The organism is Burkholderia sp. 4M9327F10 (assembly GCF_005503145.1).
Taxonomy (GTDB): Bacteria; Pseudomonadota; Gammaproteobacteria; order Burkholderiales; family Burkholderiaceae; genus Paraburkholderia.
The window spans coordinates 1-25,648 of sequence record NZ_SCNV01000064.1 but is presented as its reverse complement, the minus strand read 5'-3'; the positions used below and the strand labels follow the sequence as shown (position 1 = coordinate 25,648).

General features: G+C 57.5%; 20 protein-coding genes and 4 pseudogenes. 15 read left to right on the top strand and 9 right to left on the bottom strand.

Features of this window, described 5'->3' with window-relative positions; translation table 11 throughout:
- Positions 1–12 precede the first annotated feature (12 nt).
- The 3 genes from FFS45_RS34945 to FFS45_RS34935 all read left to right on the top strand — a co-directional run bounded on the left by FFS45_RS34945 (position 13) and on the right by FFS45_RS34935 (position 3,157).
- On the top strand, positions 13–384 hold the full coding sequence (locus FFS45_RS34945; protein WP_137959194.1) for a carboxymuconolactone decarboxylase family protein: 372 nt from the start codon (positions 13–15) through the stop codon (positions 382–384).
- Complete coding sequence (locus FFS45_RS34940; protein WP_137959193.1) at positions 381–1,382, top strand: NAD(P)H-quinone oxidoreductase; 1,002 nt, start codon at positions 381–383, stop codon at positions 1,380–1,382. Before FFS45_RS34945 ends, FFS45_RS34940 begins: the two co-directional genes overlap by 4 nt.
- Positions 1,383–2,698: 1,316 nt before the next feature.
- Positions 2,699–3,157, top strand: a complete 459-nt coding sequence (locus tag FFS45_RS34935) for a hypothetical protein (protein ID WP_137959192.1) — start codon at positions 2,699–2,701, stop codon at positions 3,155–3,157.
- Between the two features lie 126 nt (positions 3,158–3,283).
- On the opposite strand, the gene FFS45_RS34930 is transcribed toward FFS45_RS34935, so the two are convergent.
- On the bottom strand, positions 3,284–4,513 hold the full coding sequence (locus tag FFS45_RS34930; protein WP_137959191.1) for an integrase arm-type DNA-binding domain-containing protein: 1,230 nt from the start codon (positions 4,511–4,513) through the stop codon (positions 3,284–3,286).
- Between the two features lie 403 nt (positions 4,514–4,916).
- Here FFS45_RS34930 and FFS45_RS34925 point away from each other — a divergent pair, with 403 nt between their 5' ends.
- The 5 genes and pseudogenes from FFS45_RS34925 to FFS45_RS34910 form a co-directional block, all read left to right on the top strand.
- Positions 4,917–6,263 (top strand): site-specific integrase, encoded by a 1,347-nt coding sequence (locus tag FFS45_RS34925; RefSeq protein WP_137959190.1) that lies wholly within the window; start codon positions 4,917–4,919, stop codon positions 6,261–6,263.
- On the top strand, positions 6,260–7,597 hold the full coding sequence (locus FFS45_RS34920) for a PDDEXK nuclease domain-containing protein (protein WP_137959189.1): 1,338 nt from the start codon (positions 6,260–6,262) through the stop codon (positions 7,595–7,597). The genes FFS45_RS34925 and FFS45_RS34920 overlap by 4 nt, the downstream gene beginning before the upstream one ends.
- A complete protein-coding gene (locus FFS45_RS42600; protein ID WP_249363046.1) occupies positions 7,594–8,037 on the top strand; it encodes a hypothetical protein in 444 nt (147 codons plus the stop codon). The genes FFS45_RS34920 and FFS45_RS42600 overlap by 4 nt, the downstream gene beginning before the upstream one ends.
- Entirely contained in the window at positions 8,034–8,411 is a 378-nt protein-coding gene (locus FFS45_RS42595) for a TIGR02391 family protein (RefSeq protein ID WP_249363045.1), read from the top strand. Before FFS45_RS42600 ends, FFS45_RS42595 begins: the two co-directional genes overlap by 4 nt.
- A gap of 455 nt (positions 8,412–8,866) precedes the next feature.
- Positions 8,867–9,211: pseudogene (locus FFS45_RS34910) on the top strand (VOC family protein); the annotation flags it as partial.
- Here the strand turns inward: FFS45_RS34910 and FFS45_RS34905 are convergent.
- The 6 genes from FFS45_RS34905 to FFS45_RS34885 all read right to left on the bottom strand — a co-directional run bounded on the left by FFS45_RS34905 (position 9,203) and on the right by FFS45_RS34885 (position 15,557).
- A complete protein-coding gene (locus FFS45_RS34905; RefSeq protein ID WP_137959188.1) occupies positions 9,203–9,778 on the bottom strand; it encodes an XRE family transcriptional regulator in 576 nt (191 codons plus the stop codon). The pseudogene FFS45_RS34910 and the gene FFS45_RS34905 sit on opposite strands and share 9 nt — an antisense overlap.
- Before the next feature lie 75 nt (positions 9,779–9,853).
- A protein-coding gene (locus tag FFS45_RS34900) for an IS5 family transposase (protein ID WP_249363044.1) occupies positions 9,854–10,671 on the bottom strand; the annotation gives its coding sequence in 2 pieces (ribosomal slippage) (positions 9,854–10,320 and positions 10,320–10,671; 819 coding nt in all).
- Between the two features lie 398 nt (positions 10,672–11,069).
- A complete protein-coding gene (gene gltP / locus FFS45_RS34895) occupies positions 11,070–12,395 on the bottom strand; it encodes a glutamate/aspartate:proton symporter GltP (protein WP_137959187.1) in 1,326 nt (441 codons plus the stop codon).
- A 480-nt stretch (positions 12,396–12,875) separates the two neighbouring features.
- Positions 12,876–13,220: a hypothetical protein gene (locus FFS45_RS42590; protein ID WP_249363043.1), complete on the bottom strand. Its 345-nt coding sequence runs from the start codon at positions 13,218–13,220 to the stop codon at positions 12,876–12,878.
- The gene (locus FFS45_RS42920) at positions 13,118–13,336 is read right to left on the bottom strand and encodes a hypothetical protein (RefSeq protein ID WP_349292342.1); all 219 of its coding nucleotides are present in this window, start codon (positions 13,334–13,336) and stop codon (positions 13,118–13,120) included. The genes FFS45_RS42590 and FFS45_RS42920 overlap by 103 nt, the downstream gene beginning before the upstream one ends.
- Before the next feature lie 364 nt (positions 13,337–13,700).
- Complete coding sequence (locus FFS45_RS34885) at positions 13,701–15,557, bottom strand: methyl-accepting chemotaxis protein (protein WP_137959186.1); 1,857 nt, start codon at positions 15,555–15,557, stop codon at positions 13,701–13,703.
- Between the two features lie 1,122 nt (positions 15,558–16,679).
- On the opposite strand from FFS45_RS34885, the gene FFS45_RS34880 reads away from it, so the two are divergent.
- From FFS45_RS34880 to FFS45_RS34860, 5 genes and pseudogenes are all read left to right on the top strand, one after another.
- Positions 16,680–17,699 carry a proline racemase family protein gene (locus tag FFS45_RS34880; protein ID WP_137959185.1) on the top strand — a complete coding sequence of 340 codons (1,020 nt, stop codon included), beginning with the start codon at positions 16,680–16,682 and terminating at the stop codon, positions 17,697–17,699.
- Between the two features lie 48 nt (positions 17,700–17,747).
- Positions 17,748–18,482: pseudogene (locus FFS45_RS34875) on the top strand (AMP-binding protein); the annotation flags it as partial.
- A 66-nt stretch (positions 18,483–18,548) separates the two neighbouring features.
- Positions 18,549–18,902, top strand: coding sequence for a class I adenylate-forming enzyme family protein (locus tag FFS45_RS42580; protein WP_349292341.1), 354 nt, complete (start codon positions 18,549–18,551; stop codon positions 18,900–18,902).
- 666 nt (positions 18,903–19,568) lie between these two features.
- Positions 19,569–19,784, top strand: a complete 216-nt coding sequence (locus FFS45_RS34865) for a DUF3311 domain-containing protein (RefSeq protein WP_137959182.1) — start codon at positions 19,569–19,571, stop codon at positions 19,782–19,784.
- Complete coding sequence (locus FFS45_RS34860; protein WP_137959181.1) at positions 19,781–21,352, top strand: monocarboxylate uptake permease MctP; 1,572 nt, start codon at positions 19,781–19,783, stop codon at positions 21,350–21,352. The genes FFS45_RS34865 and FFS45_RS34860 overlap by 4 nt, the downstream gene beginning before the upstream one ends.
- A gap of 121 nt (positions 21,353–21,473) precedes the next feature.
- Here FFS45_RS34860 and FFS45_RS34855 read toward each other — a convergent pair whose 3' ends face one another.
- The gene (locus FFS45_RS34855) at positions 21,474–21,785 is read right to left on the bottom strand and encodes a hypothetical protein (RefSeq protein WP_249363042.1); all 312 of its coding nucleotides are present in this window, start codon (positions 21,783–21,785) and stop codon (positions 21,474–21,476) included.
- A gap of 1,061 nt (positions 21,786–22,846) precedes the next feature.
- On the opposite strand from FFS45_RS34855, the gene FFS45_RS42575 reads away from it, so the two are divergent.
- On the top strand, positions 22,847–23,410 hold the full coding sequence (locus tag FFS45_RS42575; protein ID WP_249363041.1) for a hypothetical protein: 564 nt from the start codon (positions 22,847–22,849) through the stop codon (positions 23,408–23,410).
- 528 nt (positions 23,411–23,938) lie between these two features.
- Here FFS45_RS42575 and FFS45_RS34845 read toward each other — a convergent pair.
- A pseudogene (locus tag FFS45_RS34845) lies at positions 23,939–24,538 on the bottom strand (ketopantoate reductase C-terminal domain-containing protein); the annotation flags it as partial.
- Positions 24,539–25,211: 673 nt separating this feature from the next.
- Between FFS45_RS34845 and FFS45_RS34840 the strand changes: the two are divergent.
- Positions 25,212–25,535 (top strand): annotated as a pseudogene (locus FFS45_RS34840) (DUF932 domain-containing protein); the annotation flags it as partial.
- Positions 25,536–25,648: the final 113 nt, after the last annotated feature.

Genomic DNA, 25,648 nt, shown 5'->3' with positions numbered 1-25,648 from the left:
AGGAGCGCAGCCATGTCTCACACAGATTTCAGCAGCCCGCGCGAAGCGGCGCGCGCCTTCACGCCGAAGCTTGCTGCCTTTGTCGACAGCACGCTTTATCCGCAGATCTGGAGCGACCCGGCGCTCTCGCCGCGCGACCGCAGCCTTATCACCGTCGCGGCGCTGATTGCGGGCAACCATTTCGACGAACTGCCCGCACATCTGCGCCGCGCCGTGAGCAACGGCGTCACGCGCGACGAGCTGTCCGCCGCGATCACGCACCTGGCGTTCTATGCGGGCTTCCCGGCCACCATTTCGGCGTCGGCCGTGGCCCAAGCCACGCTCGCCGAACCACACGATGTCAACAGCGGCGCGGCTCGCGTCGACAAGGAATCACAGTCATGAAAGCCATCGAATTCGAACAATTCGGCGACGCCGACGTCCTCGAGCTTGCCGAGGTCCCCGTGCCCGAACTGCGCCCCGCTGACCTGCTGGTGCGCGTGCACGCCGCTGGTGTGAACCGCGCCGATCTCACACACCGGCGCGGTGGCTACGGCCGCCCGAACTTCGGCGACTCGACCATCATGGGCCTCGAAATAGCTGGCGAAGTGATCGAAACGGGCGCCGACACACAAGGATTCAAAATCGGTGATCGTGTGATGGGCGTGGTCGGCGGCGGCGCGTATGCGGAGCTGGCGCGCATCGACTGGCGCATGGCGATGCCCATCCCCGATTCGCTCAATTACGTGCACGCCGCCGCGATTCCCGAAGTGTTCGTCACAGCGCACGAAGCGATGCTGCATCTGGGCGGCCTGCGCCGCGGGGACTCGGTCCTGATCCACGCGGCTGCCGGTGGCGTCGGTTCGGCCGCTGTGCAGCTGGCCTATGCGACGGGCGCGAGCATCTTCGCGACGGCGGAAGCAAGCAAGCTCGAACGCGTCGCGCAGCTCGGCGCGGACGTCGTGATCGACTACCGCACGCAGGACTTCGCCAAAGTGATCGCGCAATCGACAGATGGTCGCGGCGTCGACGTCGTGATCGACTTCGTCGGTGCGCCGTACTTCGCGCGCAACATCGCGTCGTTGGGCAACGGCGGGCGGCTGGTGCAGGTCGGCATCCTCGGCGGCGGCGGCGAGGTTGCCGTCGCGCTCGAAGATATCCTATACCGGCATTTACAGATCAAGGGCACGGTGATGAAGTCGCGCCTTCAGGAGGAAAAACACGCGATGGTGAGGCGCTTCCGCGAGCATTGGCTCGACCGATTTGAAGGTGGCGCCGCACTCGAACCGGTCGTAGACAGCACGTTCTCACTTGCTCGCGCAGCGGATGCTCATCGGCGTATGGAATCTTCCGCGAATGTTGGCAAGATCATCCTGACGATGGATACGAACCCGTCGGAATGATGCCAGTCGTCAGTTCCTCGCCGAGCCGCAAAGGCGCTGTCGGCTGGGCGAGGAGCTTCGCCTAGCGCACCCTCGAGAGCAATTCGGGGCATTAGCTCAGTGACTCAAATGAAGCGCATTTCGGTCATCCACGCGCGAATGGTATTCGTCCGCTCAGGGTCGTGCACTGACGTTCGGCGGTGGTCAAAGCTGTCGTTGATCAGGATCGACCGACCATCGTCGGCTGAGGAACCCATACCAGCCGCTGACATCTTGCGCGACCAGCGACCGCATCGGCCGAAAAGTGCGCGTCACGCATCGGGCGGATTTCGGGGTGGACCAGCCTTTCGAGTGATTACTGCTTGGCTCAGGCGAGCGGCAGAAAGTGGCCGACGGACACTGCCTGACGACGACCGATCGGCAACTCGCGGCCGAATTCCGTCTGATGCATCCCGCCGATACCAGATAGCTGCCCTCCTTGGTGAGGCTCGACGAGAAACCTGCGCGCCGGGAGCGTTGGTGCGGAACCACCTCACGCGTATAGGTGGCTCGTTCGAGACGCTCGGCCTCCATAGGCAGTGCACAGATACAGTGACGTGTTCGTCGCCGACACGTCGAGAGGCAATGGATTGTGAGCGCCGGGCGCGTGATGCGAGGCTGGCGTTGCTACGATTGCGATAGCGTGACAGTACAAGCCTGTCGAAATCGACTCGCGTTTGCTTCCGGTGACAAAATCGACTGTCTCTCCCGGTATCGTCAACGTCAGTGGGTGGATGTCGCAGTGTGCATGGCGCCCAAAACCGGCAGTTGCCTATCCTGCAGTACCTAATTTCTTTGTTGTTTTTATCGTGCGATTTCAAATGAAATCGGATCAGCGTAGGACGCTGTTGAATCGTTGCTAAGTGGACTGCTAACCCGATCGACACGATTCGCGTACTGGTGCGCCCTCTGTTCTCAACGCAGGACAAGTACGAGCAAACCGTGAAGCAATCGTCTCAGATCCAGTGTCGACTCGCGAGAGTAACTACCTTAGATCGGGCGACGTAGAAATGATTGACCGTCGGTTTCGGCACAAACCAACCTGGCATCCTCTGCTTACCTACAGAACCACAAATTTCAATGCTCACGCGCAAGTTTGCGGCACAGCAGCCAACGACGACTGCCGTTGCATACTCACCACGAAACAAAAATAGTACGTTGTTCCAACGAATTCCAAACGTGTTCGCGGTAGTCCTAATACATCAACGTTCGACGTGACTGCGGCATTGACGTACCAGCCGATGGCGTAGACGATTGGCTCAAACCCTCTCGTCACCAAATGCAAACGGAAGGTCATCATGCCTGCATCGAAGACTTACACGAAAGCGCAATGGGATGAGTTTGCCCGACGACTCGATGAGTTACCGGAAAAGCCACCATCGGAACAGCGGGTTACCGTACGCGATGCAATGCCGAAGTTTCGCGCCCATATCAATGCAGCGCGTGCGAAGGGGTATTCGCTTGAGCAGCTAGTCGATCAGGCGAAGGAGGCCGGTATGGACATAACGGCGAGTGCGCTTCGCTACGCGCTCCAGTATACGGCGAAACGACGAACGCACAACCGCCAGATACCTGGCTCGCATCAATCGCAAAGCAAAGTGAACCCGCCTGTCACTCGTTCAGACCCGCAGAAGTTCGGTCAGCAGTCCGGTACGCCTTCGCGAGCAAAGAGGGAGCCTGGCAACAACAAACCCGGATCGATGATCGCTCACGACGAATTCAGTTTCAAGATCAGACCGGATACGGAGAATCTTTGAACGCGAGACGATGAAGACTAGCCAGATAATCGAACCAGTTTCGACCATTTGAAAGTTGACTCAGCGCAGCAGCGGCATCAACGGATGCGCATGCATTGGCACGCCTGAAATCGCACAACGCAGTCGTCAAGTCGCAACTTTCCCGCTTCCAATATCAATAACCTGCGCACCTAAACGGAGCCGATCCAGATAGTCCGCCCATTTCTGCATCATTACCCGGCGTTCCTTGATGAACTTTGTGCGGTTATAGGCTGTGCCAAGGTTATCCGGCACTGTATGCGCGAGTTGGTGCTCGATCACTTCCGGCTTCTGATCGAGTTCCTCATGCAGGATCGTGCGCGCCATCGCGCGAAAGCCGTGTCCCGTGATTTCCGTGCGCGTGTCGTAGCCGAGCCTTCGCAGTGCTGCATTGATCGTGGCCTCGCTCATCGGTCGCTGGCGATCGCGGGCGCCAGGGAACACATAGCGGCCGGCGCTCGTAAGTGCATGCAGTTCACGCAGAATGGCGATCGAATGTGTGGAAAGCGGCACCAAATGCTCAGTCCCAGTCTTGGTGACGAGGTAGCGCCATTCGCCCTTGTCCAGATCGAATTGGGACCATTCAGCCTGGCGAAGCTCACCGGGCCGGACGAATAGTAATGGTGCAAGCCGGAGCGCGCAGAGGACAGGGAAGGTGCCAGCGAACCCGTCGAACGCACGCAGCATCTCGCCGACCTTGATCGGCTCTGTGATTGAAGCGAAGTGGGTTGTTTGTGCCGGGGGAATCGCGCCGACCAGATCCCGAGCGGGGTCGGCCTTGCAATGTCCCTCCTTGATGCCGTACCGGAATACTCGGCTGATCTCGCTACGCACACGATGGGCCGTGAAGCGGGCGCCGCGACTGTCGACGCGCTTCAGGACGGCCAGAATGTCTGGCGCGTCGATGTCGGTAACTGGGCGCTTGCCAAGCCACGGGAACACATCGTTTTCCATTCGGGCGAGCGTCTTCACGTGCTGGGCTGGCTCGACGGTGCTCTTGCGCTCGTTCATCCAGCCGCGCGCGACTGCCTCGAAGGAGTTGGCCGCTGCGAGCCTGGCGGCACGTTTCTCAAGGCGCTTGACATTACTTGGGTCGAATCCCGCTGCCAACTTCTCGCGGGCGTCGTCTCGCTTTTTCCGCGCTGCCGCAAGCGACACGTCCGGATAGACGCCGAGCGCGAGCGTCTTGTCCTTGCCGGCAAACCGGAAGTTCATCCGCCAGTATTTCGCGCCGGACTTGTCGAGCTGGAGATACATGCGGCCGCTGTCCGCGAGGCGATTGCCGGTTCCCTCGGGGTTGTAGCGCGCGTTCCTAATCTGCACATCGGTCAGCAACATGGTGGTATCTCCCTCTGGAAAAACCCAGAAACGAGCCAGATACCACCAAAAATACCACCAGATACCACCGGCTGTCGACGAACCAAGACCGATCGCTAGGGAATAAAAAACCCCGCAAGACCTTGATCTTGCGGGGTTTTTCGGAATACTGCGGCTCTCGCCGGAACAGCTTGTGGTGCCCAGGGCCGGACTCGAACCGGCACGCCTTGCGGCGGGGGATTTTGAGACCGGCAGCCTCCTATAGTATCGGGCTACGCTGAAACCCGCTAAGCCTTGCTGGGCTTGGTTTTCCAAGAGGTTAGTCCCGTCTAACCTTACGCCTAGACCAGACCGATTGCGGCACACTTTCCGATGCTGTGGCTCCTGGCTGGTTCCTGCGTTTGATCCCGAACTAGGAGGCGTCATGGCCAAGATCAAGCTCACAAAATCCGCTGTCGATGCGGCCGAAGTCACCGGCAAAGATTACGAACTGCGGGACACCGTTGTCCCCGGATTTCTCTGCAAAGTCACCGCCCGCGGGCGCAAGGTCTTCATGCTCCAGTACCGCACGAACTGGGGCGAGCGCCGCAAGCCGAAAATCGGCCAGTTTGGCGAGTTGACCGTCGAGCAGGCCCGCTCGATCGCGCAGGACTGGCTGGCTGATGTGCGGAAAGGCAACGATCCGAGTGCCGCGAAATTGGCTGCGCGTATGTCGCCTACCGTCAAAGAGTTGTGTACCCAGTTCATGGAGGAATACTCCAGACCTCGCAACAAGCCGAGCACCGTTGATACCTATCAAGACCAGATCGACCGTTTCATCGTGCCGATGCTGGGCAAGCTCAAAGTACCTGACGTAACCCGGCAACATATAGCGACTCTGATGCGCGATCTGGCAAGAATCCCGGTCACGGCCAACCGGGTTCTGTCCTGCCTCCGCAAGATGCTCAACATGGCCGAGGTGTGGGGCTACCGGCCCGATGGCTCCAATCCCTGCCGGCATGTGCCGAAATACCCCGAGAATGGTGAAACACGATATATCGTCAACGACGAGCTGGTGCGTCTCTATGCCTATCTTGACCGCGCGGATGCCGAAGGGCTGGAACATCCGACGTTGACGCTTGCGGTTCGCCTGCAATTCGAGTTTTCCGCGCGCATGTCGGAAATCCGATTGCTCGAATGGTCCTGGATTGATTTTGAGAACCGCCGCATCGTCTGGCCTGATAGCAAGACCGGCGATATTTCCAAGCCGATGAGCGAGGTGGCGTACCAATTGTTGTCCAACGCCTACCGCATCGACGACTCGCCATATGTGTGTCCGGCCGTCTTCGACAGCTCGATTCCGCTGCCCGAAAGCACCTATTACAATGGCTGGAAGCGAGTCTTGAAACGTGCAAATGTGATTCATGTCGGTACGCACGGGATCCGTCATCGCGCTGCGACCGACATTGCCAACTCCGGGATTCCGGTCAAGGTCGGTATGGCACTTACGGCACACAAGACCGTGTCCATGTTCATGCGGTACGTGCATGCCGAGGATGATCCGATCCGCGCGGCTGCTGAGAAGGTGGCCAACCTGCGGCGGGATACGATCGACAGCCGTGCGTCGATGGTGCCGGTTGCGTCGCCGGCGGCGAATCCCGCCGACACGGACGGCAACAAGACGCTCACGAGCCGAGGGAACTACCGCCCGTATCGGCACCGCGAGGAAAACAGCCGCGCCGTTCCGCCGGGAAGCAAGCGGGACGTGATTTCAGAGGAGGAAGCGGCATGAGATCCCCGTCGTCCAAGCCACCGTCCCGTCGCGCCAAGGTCGCCAACCCTGCCGCGGAGATCGACGCGCAGAGCTATTCTGCTTTTGTCGGCGACCTCAAGCGGAAGATCGCCGAGGCGCGTCACCGTGCGAGCCTGTCGGTCAATCGCGAGCTGATCTTGCTCTATTGGAGTATCGGCCACGACATTCTGGCCCGACAGGAGCACGAAGGTTGGGGGACCAAGGTCGTTGACCGGCTGGCGGACGATCTCCGCCGAGCCTTCCCCGAAATGACAGGGCTTTCAGCTCGAAACCTCAAATATATGCGTGCTTTTGCCGAGGCCTGGCCCGACGCCGAAATTGTGCAACGGGTCGTTGCACAATTGCCCTGGGGGCATAACGTCAGCCTGCTCGATATGGTCAAGGTGGCCGAAGAGCGCGCCTGGTACGTCCGCCAGACGATCGAGCATGGCTGGAGTCGTGCTGTCCTCGTCCACCAGATCGAGAGCCAGTTGTTCGCCCGTCAGGGGAGCGCGCTGACCAACTTCTCGCGAACCTTGCCCGCTGAGCAATCCGAGCTTGCCCAGCAGCTCCTCAAAGACCCTTATACTTTCGATTTCCTCGCGCTTGGCCCCGACATGCTGGAGCGTGACCTGGAGCGCGGCCTTATCGAGCATCTGCGCTGGCTCATTCTCGAACTCGGCAAGGGCTTTGCTTTCGTCGGCAGCCAGTACCATCTCGAAGTCGGTGGTCAGGACTACTACCTCGATCTACTTTTCTATCACCTGCGGTTACGCTGCTTCGTCGTGATCGAGTTGAAGATCGAAGACTTCAAGCCCGAGTTTGCGGGCAAGATGAACTTCTACCTCTCCGCCGTCGATGACCGGCTTCGGCATAAGGACGATCAGCCGACCATCGGCATCATCTTGTGCAAGGGCCGTAATAAGGTGATCGTCGAATATGCCTTGCGCGACTCCAGTAAGCCGATGGGCGTCACCCAATATCGACTTTCGCCGGCGCTGCCGCCGCAGTTTCAACAGGCGCTACCGACTGCCGAGGAGTTTGCGCGCGAGTTTCCGCTGATGTCTGTCATCAAGTTGCGGATCGAGATCGAGCGAGCCTTGCGGGACATCCTATCTGGCAACGGCGTTGCTCTGAAGGTACCAACCGGCATTGGCAATATGCTGCGTGAAATGAATCAACGTGGTCTCGCACCAGCCAGCACGGAACGGTTTCTGGAATCCCTCCGGGTCATGAATGAGGCCGCGCATGGCGTCGATGTAGACCCGATGGGGGCGGAATTGGCTGTGGAAATCGGCACGGCATTTCTGGCGGAACTTAGAGGCATGCGGTGACGACGCAAATTACCCCCTTTGACTCCCAGCATCTCGAAGCCGCCTGCCAGGTGCTGGCCGATACGGTGCACGGACTTACGGGCACGCAAATCGAGCGCTTGCTGCAGGAGATCAATGTCGCCGACGTATCTCCGGGTATCACCAAATGGAAGCGGTTATTCAATGCCTTGGCAGCGGCACAGAACCAGCATCAGGTGGGCAACCACCTCATCATGTTCATCAACCGAGCGATGAATCCTGTGAGCTATGCCCGTGATACGGGGACGTTCGCCCGGCGGCGCGATGAACTCAATGTCGTGCTGGCGTTCTCGGGCTTCTACGTGCGCGAGGATGGCAAGGTTGGCCATGCCGACAAGGCAACAACATTGGACGCAGCTCGTGCACGTGCCGGACGGCTCAAGGCTGCCCTTGAAAGCCGGACGGTGCATGAGGAGTGTTGAGCTACTGCCGTGCCGAGTTGCTCGACGAAAACTACTTCCACGCGGTCTTCGAGGCGACAAAAGGTGTCGCTGAGCGGATCCGCACGCTGTCGGGTCTGAACGGTGACGGCGCCGACCTCGTGAAAAAGGCATTTGCAGGTCAGCAGCCCGTCCTGGTGCTAGGGCCGCTCAGCACGGAATCCGAAAAAAGCGAACAGAAAGGTTTTGCGAATCTCCTGATCGGTCTGTTCGGTGCCGTGCGCAATCCATTGGCCCATGCGCCCAAGACGAACTGGCCCATGTCCGAGCAGGATGCGCTCGACATTCTGACGTCGGTGTCACTGATTCATCGCAAGCTCGATAGCACACAGAAAGCGGCCGTCTCATCACCGTAATGAGGAAATTCCATCCGTGGGACTGCCACATATCGATTTGCCACTGCGGCTAGAACCGCTCTTGATGCCGTGGCCAGTGCAAGGGAACCCGGGTGGCCTCATTCAATTCGACCACGCTGATCAATGGCGCGCCTTTATCGATAAATTCGACGAAGGATGCTCGCATCCCAGATGTTGTGCGACTGAAATACGCCCGCGCGCAGAAGCTCTATCTGCTTGGTTGGATAGACGCCGATCTAATCAAGGCCGGTGAACTGGTCGCTTTGACCGCGCTCGAACTCGCGCTAATGGACCGCTATGGGACCAAACTTAAAACACGTGAGCGGACGTTCGCCGCAGTGCTCAGGCATCTGGTGGAAGTCGACGGTCTGACCGACGCGCAGATACCGATGGTCGCACGCTGTGGCGGTAGCGCCATCGGCCAACTAATCGGCACGCATAGACCGACCTTGGCACAACGCCGAAATGAGATGGTGGTTGAGTTCACCGTGCTCGCCCGGAGCTTCGTAGGACTAAACGGCGGACCTAACTTCAAGGCGAACTAGGCGGTAAGCTTCATGGTCGAGACGAATAACCAGGAAGAGACCGACCGCTATTGGAACGCCATTACCGGCAATGGCGGAGAGGAAGCGCCTTGCGGCTGGTGCAAGGACCGCTGGGGCTTTTTCTGGCAGATCACGCCCAGGCGGCTGCTCGAACTCGTTGGCGGGCCGGACCGCGATGCCGGAAAACGCGCGATGGACGCGGTGCTGACGATGAAAAAAATCGACATTGCGGCTATAGAACGCGCTCTAAAATAACTTTGGCGTACCGACCCAAAGTGCGAGCGCCTCGACGCGTTGATTGTTCGTCCATCCATGCGGGAGCGTAGACTGGTAATGTGCGCTGTCTCCGGCTTGCAATACGAACGTCTCACGCTCCAATGTCAGCGACACCTCGCCGGATATGACATACAAAAACTCTTCGCCTGCGCTGCTTGACATATCTGTAAGCCGCCCTTGCTCAGGCGGAAATCTGACGAGAATGGCCTCGATTTGTTGACAGGCTGATCCGACCGTCAGTTGTGCAAACAGGTTCGCCGATTCCGCAAACTCGAAGAATTTAAGCTGATCGCCGCGACACACGGGACGCCGTTCTCCAGGCGTATCCACAAAGTACTGCACGGCGACGCCGAGCGCGCTGGCGATTCCGTTCAGGGACGTGACAGACGGGGAGGCCAGCCCTCGTTCAACTTGTGAGAGAAAGGGCTTCGAAATCCCCGCTGCCGTTGCCGTGTAGTCGAGCGTGCGCTTTAGCCGCTGCCTTAACGCACGAATTTTGCTGCCAAGCACGATGGCCGGCGTCACTTCTTCAAGTTCGGAGAGCATAGAATAAATGCGCTGAGTCGATGGTGATGCTTGGGAGCGGGCAGAGTTTCTCGCGTCACCCCATTAGAGACCGTTTCAAAAGGACTGCCCCGTACGTCTGAAGATGTTCCAGCAGACGAGGGAGCAACCGAATTTGAGAAATGCTTCGTGTATGTCGGCGCGACGCTCAAAGCGAATGCGAAGACGACAAAAGTTGTGGAGCCATGCGTGAGTACGCTCGACCACCCAGCGGAATTTTCCGAGACCACTGCCGTGCTCGGTTCGGCGCTTTGCGATCACCGGCTTGATGCCACGTTTGCGAAGTTTCCGGCGATGTGGTTCGGAGTCGTAGCCGCGATCGGCGTAAATGACTTTGGGCTTCTGAAGCGGGCGGCCACGTACACCGCGAATCGGCGCGATCGCATCGACAAGCGGCAGCAATTGGGTGACGTCGTTGCGGTTCGCGCCGGTCAGGATGGCATTGACGGGGACGCCTTTCGCATCTACGAGGATGTGATGTTCGGAACCGGATCGCGAGCGATCCGTGGGGTTCGGGCCAGTTCTTCGCCCGCCCCAACGGCTCGCACCGACGATGAATCGACGGCCGCTCGTGAGAAATCGAGCCGGCCGGCCTCGCTTAACTTCGCGAGAAGCAACTCGTGCAGTCGGTCCCACACGCCAGCCTTTTGCCAGTCGTGCAAGCGACGCCAGCAGGTCGGGCCCGAACCAAATCCCAGCTTGATCGACAGGTCGCACCACCGTATCCAGGTCTTGAACACGAACAGGATGCCGTTCAGTGCAGCCCGGTCCGAAACCGTGCGGCGGCCTCGATATTTCTTGCGTCGCGGCTTTGGCGGTGGCAGCAAAGGTTCGATCAATGCCCATAGCTCGTCATCAATGATCGGCGTGCCCATCCCCTTGGTTCCGATTGTTCAGACGGCCAAGGTTAACAGCTTGCCGAAAAGGTTAACAGTCCCCTCGGGGTCTTTTTGAAATGGTCTCTTAGTATCGTTTCGCACGATAGACCACCTAGAAGTCAATGGGCAGAATTGCATCTCCTATAGAAGACTCCACAACTTAAAGCGTTCAACAGGAAGCCGTAATACCTCATCTTCTTCCCTTGCGACTCGGGATCGCACTGCGCCATCGGCAACGTTGTTGCAGCGCCATGCTATAGCCACCATAGGCGGCCCGCCCGTAGGCGCAGTTCAGTCGTGTGCGGGTACGAGGGGAGGCGTTGAGGAGATGACTATCAACCAGCGCTTCTGAAGTGCGGCCAAAATGTATTGAGGCGCAACGCATCCGTTCCGCATCATTTGTCGAGCGAGGCGAGGTACGCGCGCCCCTTCTCGGCGTCGTACTGCTTTTCCCACTTCGCAATCACGAGTGGTGCCAGCGCATTTCCCACCACGTTAAGCGCCGTGCGTCCCATGTCCATAATGCGGTCAACACCGGCGATGAATGCGAGACCTTCGACCGGCAAGCCCGCGCTCGCCAAGGTCGCAAGCAGAATCACGAATATGAAACCCGGCACGCCCGCGGCGCCCTTTGACGTCACGACCATTGTCAGCGTCAACACGATCTGCTCCTGAACGCCAAGATGGATACCATAGAGCTGTGCGACAAACAAAGTGGCAATACCCAGATAGATCGATGCACCGTCGAGGTTGAAAGAGTAACCTGTTGGGACCACAAAAGTCGTAATGCTCTTCGGCACGCCATAGTCCTCGACTTTCTTCATCAACTGCGGGAGCACAGTCGCCGAGCTTGAGGTCGAGAACGCGATGACGAGCTCATCCTTGATGATCTTCAAGATCGTGAGGATGCGAAACCCGCACAGGCGTGCAACAACACCCAGCACACCAAAGGCAAAAATCACGATCGCAAAGTACGTCACCGCGACGAGCTTGACGAGCGGAAGCAGCGAGCCGAAGCCAAAGCTGGCGACCGTCACGGCAATGAGTGCAAACACACCGATGGGCGCGTAGCGCATCACCATCGCGGTGACTTTGAACATCGCGTCGGCGATGCCCTTGAGTGTCGCGATTACAGGCTTGCGAAACTCCTCGGGTACCGCTTGCAGACCCAAGCCGAAGAGCACTGAAAAGAAGATGACGGCCAGCAGGTCGCCCTTCGCCATCGATGCAATTACGTTTTCAGGAATGATGCCAAGCAAGAGTGACATGAGCCCATGACCTCCGTGCACAGCCTGCGTCGATTGCCGATAAATAGAGAGGTCAGCGTGGCCAAGCTGCGAAAGATCCGTACCAACGCCCGGCTGCAGTACATTGCCGAGAAAAAGACCAAGGACGATGGCGATCGTCGTTACGATCTCGAAGTAGAGAAGGGTTTTCAGGCCAATACGTCCGACCGACTTGCCGTCGCCGACACCCGCTATACCGACCACCATGCTCGCGAACACAATCGGGACGACGATCATTTTGATCAGTTTTATGAAGACATCCCCGGCGGGCTGCAACAGGCCAGAGATCGCGGCTTCGCGATACTCCGGATAGTGGTTCAGCACCAGTCCCGTTGCAATACCTACGACAAGGCCAATTACGATCTGCCACGCAAGGCCGATCCGTGACTTGCGCGCAATGCCGGGGGCCGGCGGGTTTTCTACGACGGTATCCATATTGTCTCCAAGGGCGGATTGATTCAGTGACCGCGGGTTGCGCCTTCTGAGGTGCGTGTTCCCGCCGCCCTGCGTCCTGCCGTGCAACACTCGCACGACGATGCTGCAAGAGAACGATAAGCATCCAAAAGAAAGGAAAAAAGCGATATTTTTATATGAGAAACTATCGTTTTTTTCATGTATGAGCCGCAGTAGGCTAACGGCCAGACCAGCCCGCGCTCATCTGGAACGCCAGTTGGGCTTGATCTAGGCAGTGGGAACCACCTGGGTGGGCCGCCGGCACGGTGTACTTGCCGGACGTGAACGTGAACACAAAAGGCTCGGAATGCTCGGACCCGACGCGCTCTGCGGACTTCAACCGTGTCTACATGCATCGCGCAGGTTGCGGGCGGACTCACTTTTTTCGATTCGCAGGAACCGCAAGCGCTTCACCAAACCTGCATCGAAACGCACTGCCGGGATTACCCGCCGGGGTGATCATCAGATCCATCGACGCCGAGCAATGTGTTGAGCCTCGAACTGTCTGATTTCATCAACGCGCGACAGCGTGGCGCTCACGTCGTCCATGCCATTGAGGAAATCCTGACCCACGACCTCATCGATACTGAAGCGGAAGATATTGCCATTAAACACTTTCACCCAACGCTCGATCAGGTCAACTTCCAAGGTAAGCCCGGAGTCTGATGCGACAGGCGCATGCAACTCCTCGATATCAGGTTCGCTCAGTACGATAGGCAGCAGCCCAATCTTGCAGCAGTTGCCGTAAAAGATGTCGGTGAGCTTCTCGCAATCAGAACCTTGAATACGAACTCCTGCAGCGCCCATGGAGCGTGTTCGCGCGAACTCCCGCAGCCGAAGTTTTCGCCGGTAACGAGAACGGTTGGGCGCGCGTAGCCCGGATTGTTCAGTACAAAGTCTGGCTCAGGCTCGCGGTCCGCTATCGGCTTTCCGAAATAGCCCTCATTTCGATGTCACCACGCGTCAAAGGCGTGTGGTCCCAGCCCGGCACGCGAGATCGACTTCATAAACTGCTTGGGAATTATCGCGTCTGTGTCGATGTTGTCCCGGTCCAATGATAGCGGCTTGCCGACATGTCTTTCGAACGGTGTCATGATTCCCTCATGGGCTCTGAAGAGTCTCGAGCGAGCGTTCACGAGAATCTGCACGTTCCCCACGCGTGACTCGATGGATCGGACCTTCTTGTCCACGATGTCCAGATCGGCAAGATCCCGAAGTTCTGTGTGGCAATTGAGTTTCTGCCCACCCAGACGCTCCTCAACTGCGTGCAAACCATTGTCGTCCCGATCAGCGATAACGGCGGTTGCCCACCACGCTCACGGCGCTGCCGCTGCCACCTGGCGAAGACTCGAGTTTGAATTGATTGACCTGCTCGTAAAGTCGCTGCGCCTCGTCCCGCAGCGCATCAGTGGCCGCCGAGGTCTGCTCAACGACGGCCGCATTTTGCTGTGCGGACTCATCAAGCTGCACCACAGCACGATTAACCTCTCCCACTCCGCCTGTCTGCTCTGCGAATGTTGTATTCAATGCTGCCATCGTAGATGTCAGTGACCTGATGCTCGTGGAAATTTCCTGCATGGCCTGCCCCGCGCGTGACGCATGCCCATGGCCTGACTCGACTATCTGGCTGGACTGCTCTAGCAATCGCCTGATTTCCCTAGCCGCGGCTGCACTGCGTTGTGCGAGAGCGCGAACCTCTGCCGCGACGACGGCAAACCCTCTCCCCATCTCGCCACCTCGAGCCGATTCGACGGCCGCGTTCAACGCAAGGATGTTGGTCTGGAATGCAATGCCGTCAATCACACTTATGATCTCCGACGCCTGTCGCGATGACGCCGCGATCTGGGACATACTCTCCACCACTCGTTGGACGACGCCTTCGCCCTCGCAAGCGGTGGTCAGAGCCTCATCAGCAAGTCTATGTGCCGACACAACAGCGTTGGCGGATTGTCGGATAGCATCGTTAAGCTGCCTCATTGCTGCCGCGGTCTCCTGCAACGCGCTTGCGGCCCCTTCGGTCCGGGAGGCGACGCTCTGGTTAGCGGCCGCAATCTCCGATGCCGCGCCACGAACATTTAGACTTCCCTTGTGAACTTGCGCGAGAACGCTTCCGATCTTGCCCATGAACAGATTAAACGCCCGGTTTATCGACGTTACCTCGTCCTGTCCATTTTCCGGCAGACGGTTCGTCAAATCGGCGTCAGCGGATGCAACTTGCTCCATTGCGTCCACAGCCGACCGCAGTCGACCAAAGGGCCCGCTCAACAACGCTGCCATCAGAAAGAACGCGGCCAGGCAGACTACAAGAAGAGCTATGACCGATGCCCTGGCCATCGCGCGCAGGCCAGTCAGCGCTTCATCCCTGTCGAGTGCAACTACGAGGGTCCAGTCAGTGCCGGGAACTTTTCTTCCGACCAGAATCTTCGATTGCCGGCCGACCATCGCGTCCTGAGGCTGCGCAGTCGAAATCAGCCTGTCCAAACCATCGCCGTCGAGGCTAGATGACAGTTCAACCGCCGGCTTCAAGAGCATTTGCCTGTCAGCATAGGCAATCACGTTTCCGCTCGCGCTCACAAGGAACGCCTGGCTCGACGGCGTGGGGTGAATACTGTTGACGATATCGACTACCCTGTCCAACGGTATGTCAGCACCCACTACAGCCCGAAGGGTACTATCCTTTCGTACAGGAGCTGCGAACGTCACCACCAGACCACCTGTATTCACCGCACGGTACGGCTCTGTCAGAACTGGCCCGTCGGCGCGCGCCGCAAACAGATACCACGGCCGCGCTGTTGGATCGTAATTCGCAGGCAACGTCGAATGTCCATAGTTAAGGACTACATCCTTATTCGGAAATCCAGCATACGCGGCCGAAAAACCTCCGGACGCCATCAACTGACTGACGGCAGGCTGTCCAGTCAAGGTAAGCTGTTCTTCACGAATGGCGTTCACCATGCTTTCGCGAGACCTAACCCACTCCCCGATCGAACCAGCGTAGCCCGTTGCGATCGTATTCAGGTCTTGCGCAATCATCTGGCTGCTGTAGCGCGAGCCTACCCAATAATTTATGCCACAAATGGCGCTAACCGAGACCACGATAACAAGCAGACAGGTAAGCGCAATTCTGACGCGCAAGGTTTTCATCCCTTCTCATCCTTATGAAGAAGTATTGGCACATACGACCGACTGCGACAGGAATGTCGACAAGCGAGGTAACGGCCGAATGAAGGGCGTTCTTGATCTTTTATAGGCGAAGAATTTTCATGAAAAACATGCCCTTTCCGCTAATTGAATGAGCATTGTGACAGACCGATTCAGCCGCTTACTCGCGCGACGGGCATCACAGACAGTTCAAAATGACACGACACCAAATCACGTTTGGCCATCACACCGTTGACATCGCAGCATCTCCCGAAACGAGGAACTGCGGTTGTGTGCCGGCGTGGAACTCCGCATCTTCCGCGCTGAAACCGGCCGTGTTTATTTTCCATCCATCAGTCGTCAGGTTCGAACCGACGGGCGTCAGTAGGTCGGAGGAACAATCGCTCTAATGACGACGATGTCCGTATCCTCGCGATTGGCATATCTCAATCCCTCTCGCGCGATTCGGAAGCATTCGCCCGCAGAAGCTTGGATTTCGTGACCGCCTACGCCGAGCTTTGTTAGATGGCAAGTAATCGAGCATACAATGACGCCGCCGCCAATCGCAGGGTGATAGCGCGCCATCGTTGGAAGTCGGTGAAATCAACTGCCTGGGCGACGTCGTCAGACAGCCAGACCATCTGATCTCCAACGCACGGATAGATGGAGGGCGTCGCGCCAACGCTTTCCATCCAAGGCTACCCGGTAGTCGGTGTCACTTGTGTCGCGTGATCATTACGATTGCATCGGACACCTGACCACAAGCAAATCCGCCAAGTGCCTCCCGACCCGGGTCGTCTCTGAGAGTGGAGTACGACGCTTCAGGGGCTTGCCCGAAGATCGATAAATTGGAATATTTTGCTGTCGAAATATTCCATTGACGACCGTTTTCTCCGGCCTCAAAGTCCGATATATGCAAAATCCGAGAGATGACACGCAAGGTCCTTAAGTCCTTAGGAAGCGCAGGTAGTAGCGCCTTGACAAGTCGCTAAGAGTGTCCCCTGCCATTCTGGAAACCATTGGGCCGTTCTGCGCCTTGGTGGAGAAGAAATTTTCCAGGAGGCCGACTCAAGTCGGAATGTCGCTTCGGCGCAGCAAACTTTGTTATGTTTTAAGGAAATGTAGATGTCAACGCTCTTTTCTGTTCGCACGGTCGAAACCCACGCAGAAGGCATGCCGATGCGCGTTGTAGTATCGGGCACACCGGAGGTACCCGGGAAGACTATGGCCGAACGACGTGCGTGGCTTCAGCAAAACCTCGATGACCTCCGCGAGATGCTCATGAATGAGCCGCGCGGTCATGCAGCAATGGTGGGCTCGATTCTTATGCCACCGGCCACAGCTGACGCGGACTTCGGCGTCGTCTACATGAGCGCGGGTGGCTTCTGGGCGATGTGTGGTCACGGAACAATTGGTGTAGCCACGGCGATAGTCGATCGGGGAATGGTCGATGTTATCGAACCCTATACGGAGGTCCGGCTTGACACGCCAGCTGGGCTCATCGCAACCAAGGTTCGCGTGCGGGATAAAAAGGCGGTTAGCGTCACATTTACGAACGTGCCGTCATACGTACTGGCACATGAGCGGACACTGCGTGTCCCGGGTTATGGCCCGGTTCCCGCGAGCGTCGTGTACGGTGGGAACCTATACGTCATCGTTGAGAGTAAGCACTTCCGGGTTGAGCTCGTCCCGGCAAACATCGAGAAGTTGCAAGACCTCGGCATGCTGGTGGTCAAAGCTGCTCAGGAACAGCTGTCCTTCCACCCTCCGGCAGGCAGCGAGATCGGTCCGCTGCGATCCATGATTTTCACCGAAGAAGCAACTGCGAACCGGCCGGCAAAGAACCTCATGGTCAAGGAGCCGCGCTACTTCGACCGGTCGCCGTGTGGTACGGGTACGTCCGCCCGCATGGCACTGGCGTACCATACCGGAAAGCTCTCGCTGGACGAGCCTTTTGTTCACGAGTCCATCATTGGCACTCGGTTCGTGGGACAGTTGACCGACGTAACCGAGATTGGTGGAGTGCCTGCTGTCATACCGCAAATCACCGGCACGGCATGGATAACAGGTACCTCAGAGTTCACGCTTGACCCGAGCGACGTATTCCCGAGGGGTTTCAAGTTCGTAGATTCGAAATCGTGCTGACCCTTTCAGTTGCTTAGCGTGTTAGGTACTTTGGATAATCGGCACAGCATGAACGAGCATAAGCATGGCAAAGACGACGATATTCCCCTATCCCGAAGGCTTCACGTTGGTAGCGTGAGACCTTCATCAGGCGTCGCTTGGGATACTTTGTATCAAGGTCGGCATCTTTGTCCTGTTGCTAGCGAGGACCCGAATGCGGTCGCCGTCCTGCTGACAACTTCGGGTACTGCAAGCAAGCCAAAGTTCGTAGCACACAACCTATCGACGCTCTTAGAAGGGGCTTCGCGATTGAACGCATTTCAGGAGGGAGAGCGTGTCGCGTTCTACTTTCCGATGGTGCATGCTTCTGGCCTTTTTACTCTCATCGCCACTTTATTGTTTGGCGCAGTGCTTGTTATGCTGGACGGTGCGAATGCCGATAACATCCTTGATGGGCTGGAAACGCACAAATGCACGACAATGTTCGCGTTCCCGTACACATTTTCACAACTAATTTTGTGCCAAAAACGAAAGCCCCGCGCTCTGAACGTAATGCGCTTATATGGAACGGGAGGAGATGCCTGTCATCCATACATTTACGAGGAATTTAGGTAGACCTTCAATATGCCGTTGCATGCTTTGTGGGCATCTACGGAAGCAATTGGTTCGTTAAGTCGCCCAAATGATGCGCCACCCGCATATATCCCCATGCCAAATGTCGAGACACAAATCGTTGATGCGGATGGCAAAATGGCTGCGCGCGGAGCGATCGGTCAACTCCGGATTCGTGGTCCTCACGTCGCTTTGGGTTACTGGGACGCGTCACGAATTTCGGCGTTTCCTGGTGGTTGGTACCCGACTGGAGGTGTTATGCGTCAACTGGAAAACGATCGTTATCAGTTCGTTGCACGCCATAAGGATCTTATAGTCCGAGCCGGATCCAATGTTTCACCGATGATTGAAGTCGAGCGCATTCTACTTCTACATCCGTGCGTGATTGATGCGACGGTCCTTGGCGTACCTGATACGAAACTCGGTCAGCGGATAGTTGGCTTCGTTCATTTAACCGACGATGCTGGTGTTGCGTTGCTTGACAATATCCTTCGCTTTGCTTTTGGGCGACTCGCGGACTACAAAGTTCCCGATCAAATTTATTCGCTTCCTCTTATCCCGCGAAATGCGCTAGGAAAAATTGATCGAACAGCATTGTTGAAATCGATATAGAAGACTTGTTTTAATAATATGTGTTTTATTTTTCTGTTTAATTAGAAGTATGGCAGACTTTGGCGGCATATTTTCGTTTTAATAGTGGCCTCGCGATGGTCATGCCGATGTGCTCTTTGTTTTTTCTTATTTCTGGTGTCACGTGTATCGGGTTGGTAGCTGTTTGTGCGCTATGGCCTAGAGAACTATTTGTTTTTGCTGCCGCAAGCTTTTCGTATGGTATCAGTCCAGAGATTTACGAACTTTTCGCGGGCACGATTAACCTCGAGTCGAGCGTCCGTGAAATAGAGCAGGAGAAAAGTCAAGGCCGACTGATTTCGAGTGAGTTACCGCAAGAGTCTGTGACGGCAGACTCTTCATGATCAACATACGTTTACATGTGTTTTGAAATTCATATCGCCTGGAAACGATGAGTAACGCTGCTACGTTAGCATACAGTTTAATTTCCGTATTTTAGTTTAAAAATAGATAAAGCAATTTTTGCTTATTATTGAACCGCTCTGCGGAAGAGCTTGTTCCATGGCGAAAGAGGCGTTTCATCAGGGAAGAATTTCATCCCGGTAGTGAGCAAAAATAATGCAGTTGTATGTTTGTGGCCGACGCAGCAACTCGCTCGATGCAGATGTTTGATATTTTCCTATTAGCTGTTTCAAAAATCTTACTAACATGTGCCGCTCTTGTCTCTGGTTGCTGTTGCTGCCCTGGATCGCGATGGTCTGGGTGCCGTCGTATAACAAGGTCGAACCCACGCTATGGGACTTCCCGTTCTTCTACTGGTATCAACTCGCGTGGGTGCTGATCAGCGCCGTCATCACCGCGTTCGTGTACCACAAGACCAAAGGCCTCTCGAAGAACCACAGATCCCCGAGGGATTTGCAATGAATCCGACTGCAACGTTTGTCTTCATTCTCTTTTTCATCGGCGTCACGATTCTCGGTTTCGTCGCGGCGCACTGGCGCAAGGGCGATCTCGCGCATCTCGACGAGTGGGGTCTCGGTGGCCGCCGCTTCGGCACGATCGTCACGTGGTTCCTGCTCGGCGGCGACCTGTACACCGCTTACACCTTCATCGCCGTGCCGGCGCTGGTGTTCGGCGCGGGCGCAACGGGTTTCTTCGCGCTGCCGTACACGATCCTGATCTATCCGTTCGCGTTCGTCGTGTTCCCGAAACTGTGGAGCATCGCCAAGCGTCAGGGTTACGTGACATCGGCCGACTTCGTCTCGGCTCGCTATGGCAGCCGCATGCTGGCGCTGGCGATCGCCGTGACCGGCATTGTCGCGACGATGCCGTACATCGCGCTGCAACTGGTCGGTATCGAAGTGGTGATCGGCGCGCTCGGTTTCGACACCAAGGGCTTCGTCGGCGACCTGCCGCTGATCATCGCGTTCGCGATTCTGGCGGCTTACACGTACACGTCGGGCCTGCGCGCGCCGGCCATGATCGCGGTCGTCAAGGACGTGCTGATCTATATCGTGATCTTTGCCGCGATCATCGTGATTCCGCCGCAACTGGGCGGCTTCGGCCATATCTTCAGCGTGGTGCCGCCTGCCAAGCTGCTGCTGAAGGCGCCGGACGTCTCGAGCCTGAACGGCTACAGCGCGTACGCGACGCTTGCAGTGGGTTCGGCTCTCGCGCTGTTCCTGTATCCGCACTCGATCACCGCGGTGCTGTCGTCGAAGTCGGGTAACACGATCCGCCGCAACATGGCGATGCTGCCGGCCTACTCGCTGGTGCTCGGTCTGCTCGCGCTGCTCGGCTTCATGGCGCTGGCCTCGGGCGTGAAAGACATGCCGGAATTCGCGCCGTACTTCAAGGCGTTCGGCCCGAACTTCGCGGTGCCGGCGCTGTTCCTGCACTTCTTCCCGTCGTGGTTCGTCGGCGTGGCCTTCGCGGCGATTGGTATCGGAGCGCTGGTGCCGGCGGCGATCATGTCGATTGCGGCAGCGAACCTGTACACGCGCAACATCCACAAGGAGTTTGTGAACCGCAACATGTCGCATGAGCAGGAGACCAACGTCGCGAAGCTGGTGTCGCTGATCGTCAAGGTCGGCGCGGTCGCGTTCATTCTCGGTTTGCCGCTCACGTACGCGATTCAGCTTCAGTTGCTGGGCGGCATCTGGATCATCCAGACGCTGCCTGCGATCGTGCTCGGTCTCTACACGCGCGTGCTCGACCATCGCGGTCTGCTGGTCGGCTGGGCGGTCGGCATCGCAACCGGCACGTGGATGGAGATTTCGCTGAAACTGGCCGGCTCGATCTTTGTGCTGCATATCGGCGGTCTCGCGATTCCGGGTTATGCGGCGGTGTGGTCGCTGATCGTGAATCTGGTGGTCTCGGTGGGGGTAAGTCTCGCGGTGCGGGCGATGGGTATGAAGCCCGCAGCCGACTTTACACAACTGGACGACTGTCTCAGCGTCACCAAAGCTGATGTTCAGCAGATTGCTCCATAGGTGCTCCCGAAATGGAATGGACACGGCCCGCCAATCAGTGAAAGAAGTCCTCGTCTCAAGTGCTTGATACCGATGGGCGCGACGTCAGTAAAAGCCGACATCGCGCAATCACGAGAAACGGCTAGCGCCCGTTTGCGGTCCTCGCGGCAGCCTTCAGCTCGGCGCTTGCGCCGTCCAGCAGCCGACGTGCATTTTCCGCGTGACCGTTCAGCGCGTAGCCGTTCGCATGTTGTGCGGACAGGATGGCCTGGTTGGCTTGAGCTATGTCTGCCTGTGCTTGAGCAAGGTATGGATGCACGCCCGGCGAGACGTTTTCGAAGGGCGGTGGTGTTTGCGCGAATACGGTAGCGCCGGCAAACGTGCAACAAAGCGCGGCGATAGACGAAAGTATCAGCGGGCGGAAGCACGCGTTTCTGTGTTCGTGTCTTTTCATTTTTTACTCCGGTCGTTGTCGTGCAGTTGAGGAAGGCTGTTCAGCGCATGCGCTTAGCGTCGTCGGTGCTTGCAGGCACTGAAGCGTTTCGCGTGACAGCCAATGATTAAACACTTCAGCACAGGAAATCCGTCGGTCGGACTCGTAACAATTCGTTCAATTTGAGCCGCGCGGTGCCGGGGCAATGCTCATTCTCCTTGATTGGAAAGGCCCGCATGTATACGTATCGATGAGTCAGCGCGCAAACGCCTAGGATGACGCGCCAATGTGGAGCTTCTTTAAGACTCGGTGGTGCGTAAAGTCGCCAGCGCATTCACTTGTCGATCGGCTACCGGGCTCCCTATGACCGCGAGACTGCACAAAAAGCAGCGTGAGATTCTGTAAATGAAATCGAGGGAAGGTAGTTGTCTGAACTCGAGAGCCGTTAGCGCTGCAACCTCCTGCTCAGCCGGGTGACTAGGCTTTAACCTCAGCGCGTGCGTCAGACGCGATAGCGCGGCGAGTTGTTCGTTCTGGTGCAGATGGTTTTCGCAAATCTCCAGCACATCGGCATCGCTCAGGAATTCCTTGAGTGCGAGAAACGAATGGAACGCGACCAGTCACTTGGAGCATTGGTCGCGGAGGTGAGCAGTTTCGTCTGGCCCGCACGTCCCGACAGGCCGTTGATCGGCTTCAGCGAGCCAGCCGTTGAGATGAAAGTGTTGGGCACAATGCCGAATGCATGGATCAGAGCGTTGAGCGCGCGCTTCGACTGTGCGAGTGCGGCGCTTTTAGGCGTGAATTTGATGTCTCTCTATCAAAAGCGCCTGCCGAACATATCCCAATGGCGACACGGGTGCCTTATCGCTATGTCGCAGTTGGTCGTGCCGCTGGTGGAAATGCAACCTTGGCATTCGTTCTCGCCATGGCGCAATTCAACAACGCGTCGTCCAGGCATCCGGACGCGTGGAACAGGATCGCGAGATGGACCCGGAAGCCGTGTGCGAGCGCGAAACGGATTGAGCGGATGCGGAACGCTAAAACGTCATAAGCGGAAACTTGTCACATCAGTTTGATTTGGTATGCGAAATGAAATCTGGGGCGAAGCGAACGACATCGCATTCCTTCGCTACCGAGCGCTGACGTTTGCAGCCTCTTCCACTGCTAGCAGCGATACAAATGTTACATATTCTCGCAACGGATTCCCCAGTGTCAGGCGTTTTATAAATGCGTACCGCAAGACCTCGAATTCATCGACTTCTCGCGAGTGCGATCTACCGCCGCTAAACCAACCTAAAGGAGTAAGTTTTATGAAGCGCAGAATCGTTTCCCGTTTGATCTTCGCACTGATGACGCCGTTCACTGTACCGCAGGCCCACGCGCAATCGTGGGGTGCTAATCATCCGTGGCGCGCATCGGACAACTCGCGACTTGCCGAACAAAACTACCGGATTTCGAAAGGAGTGCAGGATGGGCAGTTGAGCTCGGCACAGGCCCAGCAACTTCGCGCGAATGACCACGCGATCCGAACGGAAGAGCGCGCCGATTCTTCAGTGAACGGCACGCATCTGACGCCGCAGGAGCAGCGCACTATCACGTCTCAAGAAAACGCCAATAGTACGGCGATTTATGGCGCGCGCCATTGATCAAGTGGGTGCAGACCTCGTGATCGAATCCGGCGTTGATCCGGATGTAGGCGCATCGTTGGCGCTATGATGCCGCCGACTCCTCGCGCAGCCGTTATGCAACTGGCGGGACTGAAAATCCGCGCTGCGCTTCTCTGTTAAAACCAGGTGGATTTCGATGAAAATTAAAGTCAGAGTGGCTTTACTGATTCTGTGCGGCGCCGCTTTCCTCTCGATTGTGGGTTGCGTCGAAAGCGGGAGAACTGGCCTCGTGTGCCCTCCGGGTACGCACCCCGGGCCTTACGGCGGACGCTGTTGGGCTAACTGATGACAAGCGTCGCATGACGGTCGCGCCTATCATCTGCTTCTTCAGCAGATGATAGGCGCTCACCTCGTCCCCGCCGGTATAATGGCTGTCACTCTCGAATAATGCACCGAACGGCCATGATCGATCTTGGCTTTTCGGGGAAAAACCAGCGGTTTCAGATCTTGCCTTGCTTGCGTGTTTGTGACGGTAGTCGATTGAACACGACTGTGTGCGATTTACGCCTAGCGCGTGTTAGGCACCGGCGTCGGAATATCGTGATGTTGCGCTCGCCGCTGAACGACGCCGTTGCGGCAATCCCATTCCAGTAGACGGCCCGCCTGCCGGTCTGCGAGGATCGACGTGCCCAGATCGGGCGCAGAGCGCCGAAATCCATCGACGATATCCTGCGCGACTTCGTCGCTCAGTGTCGCGCCGTCGGCACCTTCGACCGCTAGGCATTCTTTTAGATACGCCAGCGACAGTGCCGCGATGTCGACGCGGGAATACATGCCTGCGCGACGGCCTGCCAGGACCATCAACCCGACCAGGGCATTCTGCAGGAGCTTTCGCCACGCGACGGACGCAAAGTCCGCTGACACATCAACCGAACAGCGCGTTCCGTGCAATGCCGCGAGCACGACCTCGGTCGCTGGCGTGTTGGGCAACGTAAGACGCGCTTCAGCGTGCAGCCACACCAATGCGTCCGTTTCGCGCTGGGCAGGAGATCACACGACGGACGGCAACACAGGCCTGTCCGGGACGCGCGGCGAGACGAGAGCTTTCTGTTCGACACCGTTCTGCAGCGCGCAAACCGCCGTCTGCTCGCTGCACAACGCGGACATCCGTAACAGCGATTCAATATCAGCTAAACGATATTCCCATGTGTTCCCCCGGAGTCTTGCCTGCCAGCCATTGTCATGGCGACCATTTTTCCAGAATAGTAACGAATAGCTTCGGATAATTTAGACGAGATTGGCTCTCTGATCTTTTCTCGCCGAAGATGGGTGTGTCCTATGGCTACCTAATCCTGCGCGTCCCCGGCCCACAAAGCATGGCCGGATCGCGCTGTCGTGCTTCGCATCGAGCCTCCCTGCGCGAGTCTCGTCCCCTTCGGGCTTCCATCGCTGACGCCTACGGCCCGGCTTCCAGCTTCGGGCCTGCGCGCCTCGCTTGCGTGCGGTCGGCACCAAAGATGGCCGTTGCCTTGTCCAGCCGTCTCCCCTGACTTCATCCCCTTGTCCGCGACTGTAGCCCGCGGCCGTGTTCCGTCAAGGCGCGCAGGGCCGTGTCCTCGGCTGCGCCTGCGGGCCGCACCAACCCTGCGCTTTTCTCCTTGACGGCCCCCGTCCGCGCGCTCCTGACCGTCGCGGGCGATGAACTCAGGAAAGACGGTGGCAACGAGGCCAACCGGGTTCTTCGTGCCGACCGCACCGAACAGCCGAAAGGCTGGGCTTCCGAATCTAGGAATCCGGTTGCGGGTGAACAGCAAACCCTTTCTTTGTCAGGAGAAGTGCCATGCAACTCGCATCCCGTTTCGCTTCCCGTTCTCCGGTGCTGCGTTCCGACTATCCGCTATCGGATGACCAGATTCGCGCCGTAGCGCCGTCCATCTTCGCGGACGCCCCGCACGAAAGCCGCTCGGAACGGTACAGCTATATCCCCACCGCGACTGTGCTGCAAGAACTGCGCGGGGAAGACTTCGAGCCTTTCATGGTGTGCCAGACCCGCGTGCGCCACGACGACCGCCGCGACTACACCAAGCACATGATCCGCCTACGCCACGCCAGCCAGATCAACGGACGCGAAGCGAACGAAATCATCCTGCTGAACTCGCATGACGTATGCGCAAGCCAAGAACGATTTGCCGATACTCTCAGGCTGTTTTAAAACGGCCACGAACACGGTATGAGGATCTGGGCGATGACGGCAAGACGAACCACCATCCGGCAACT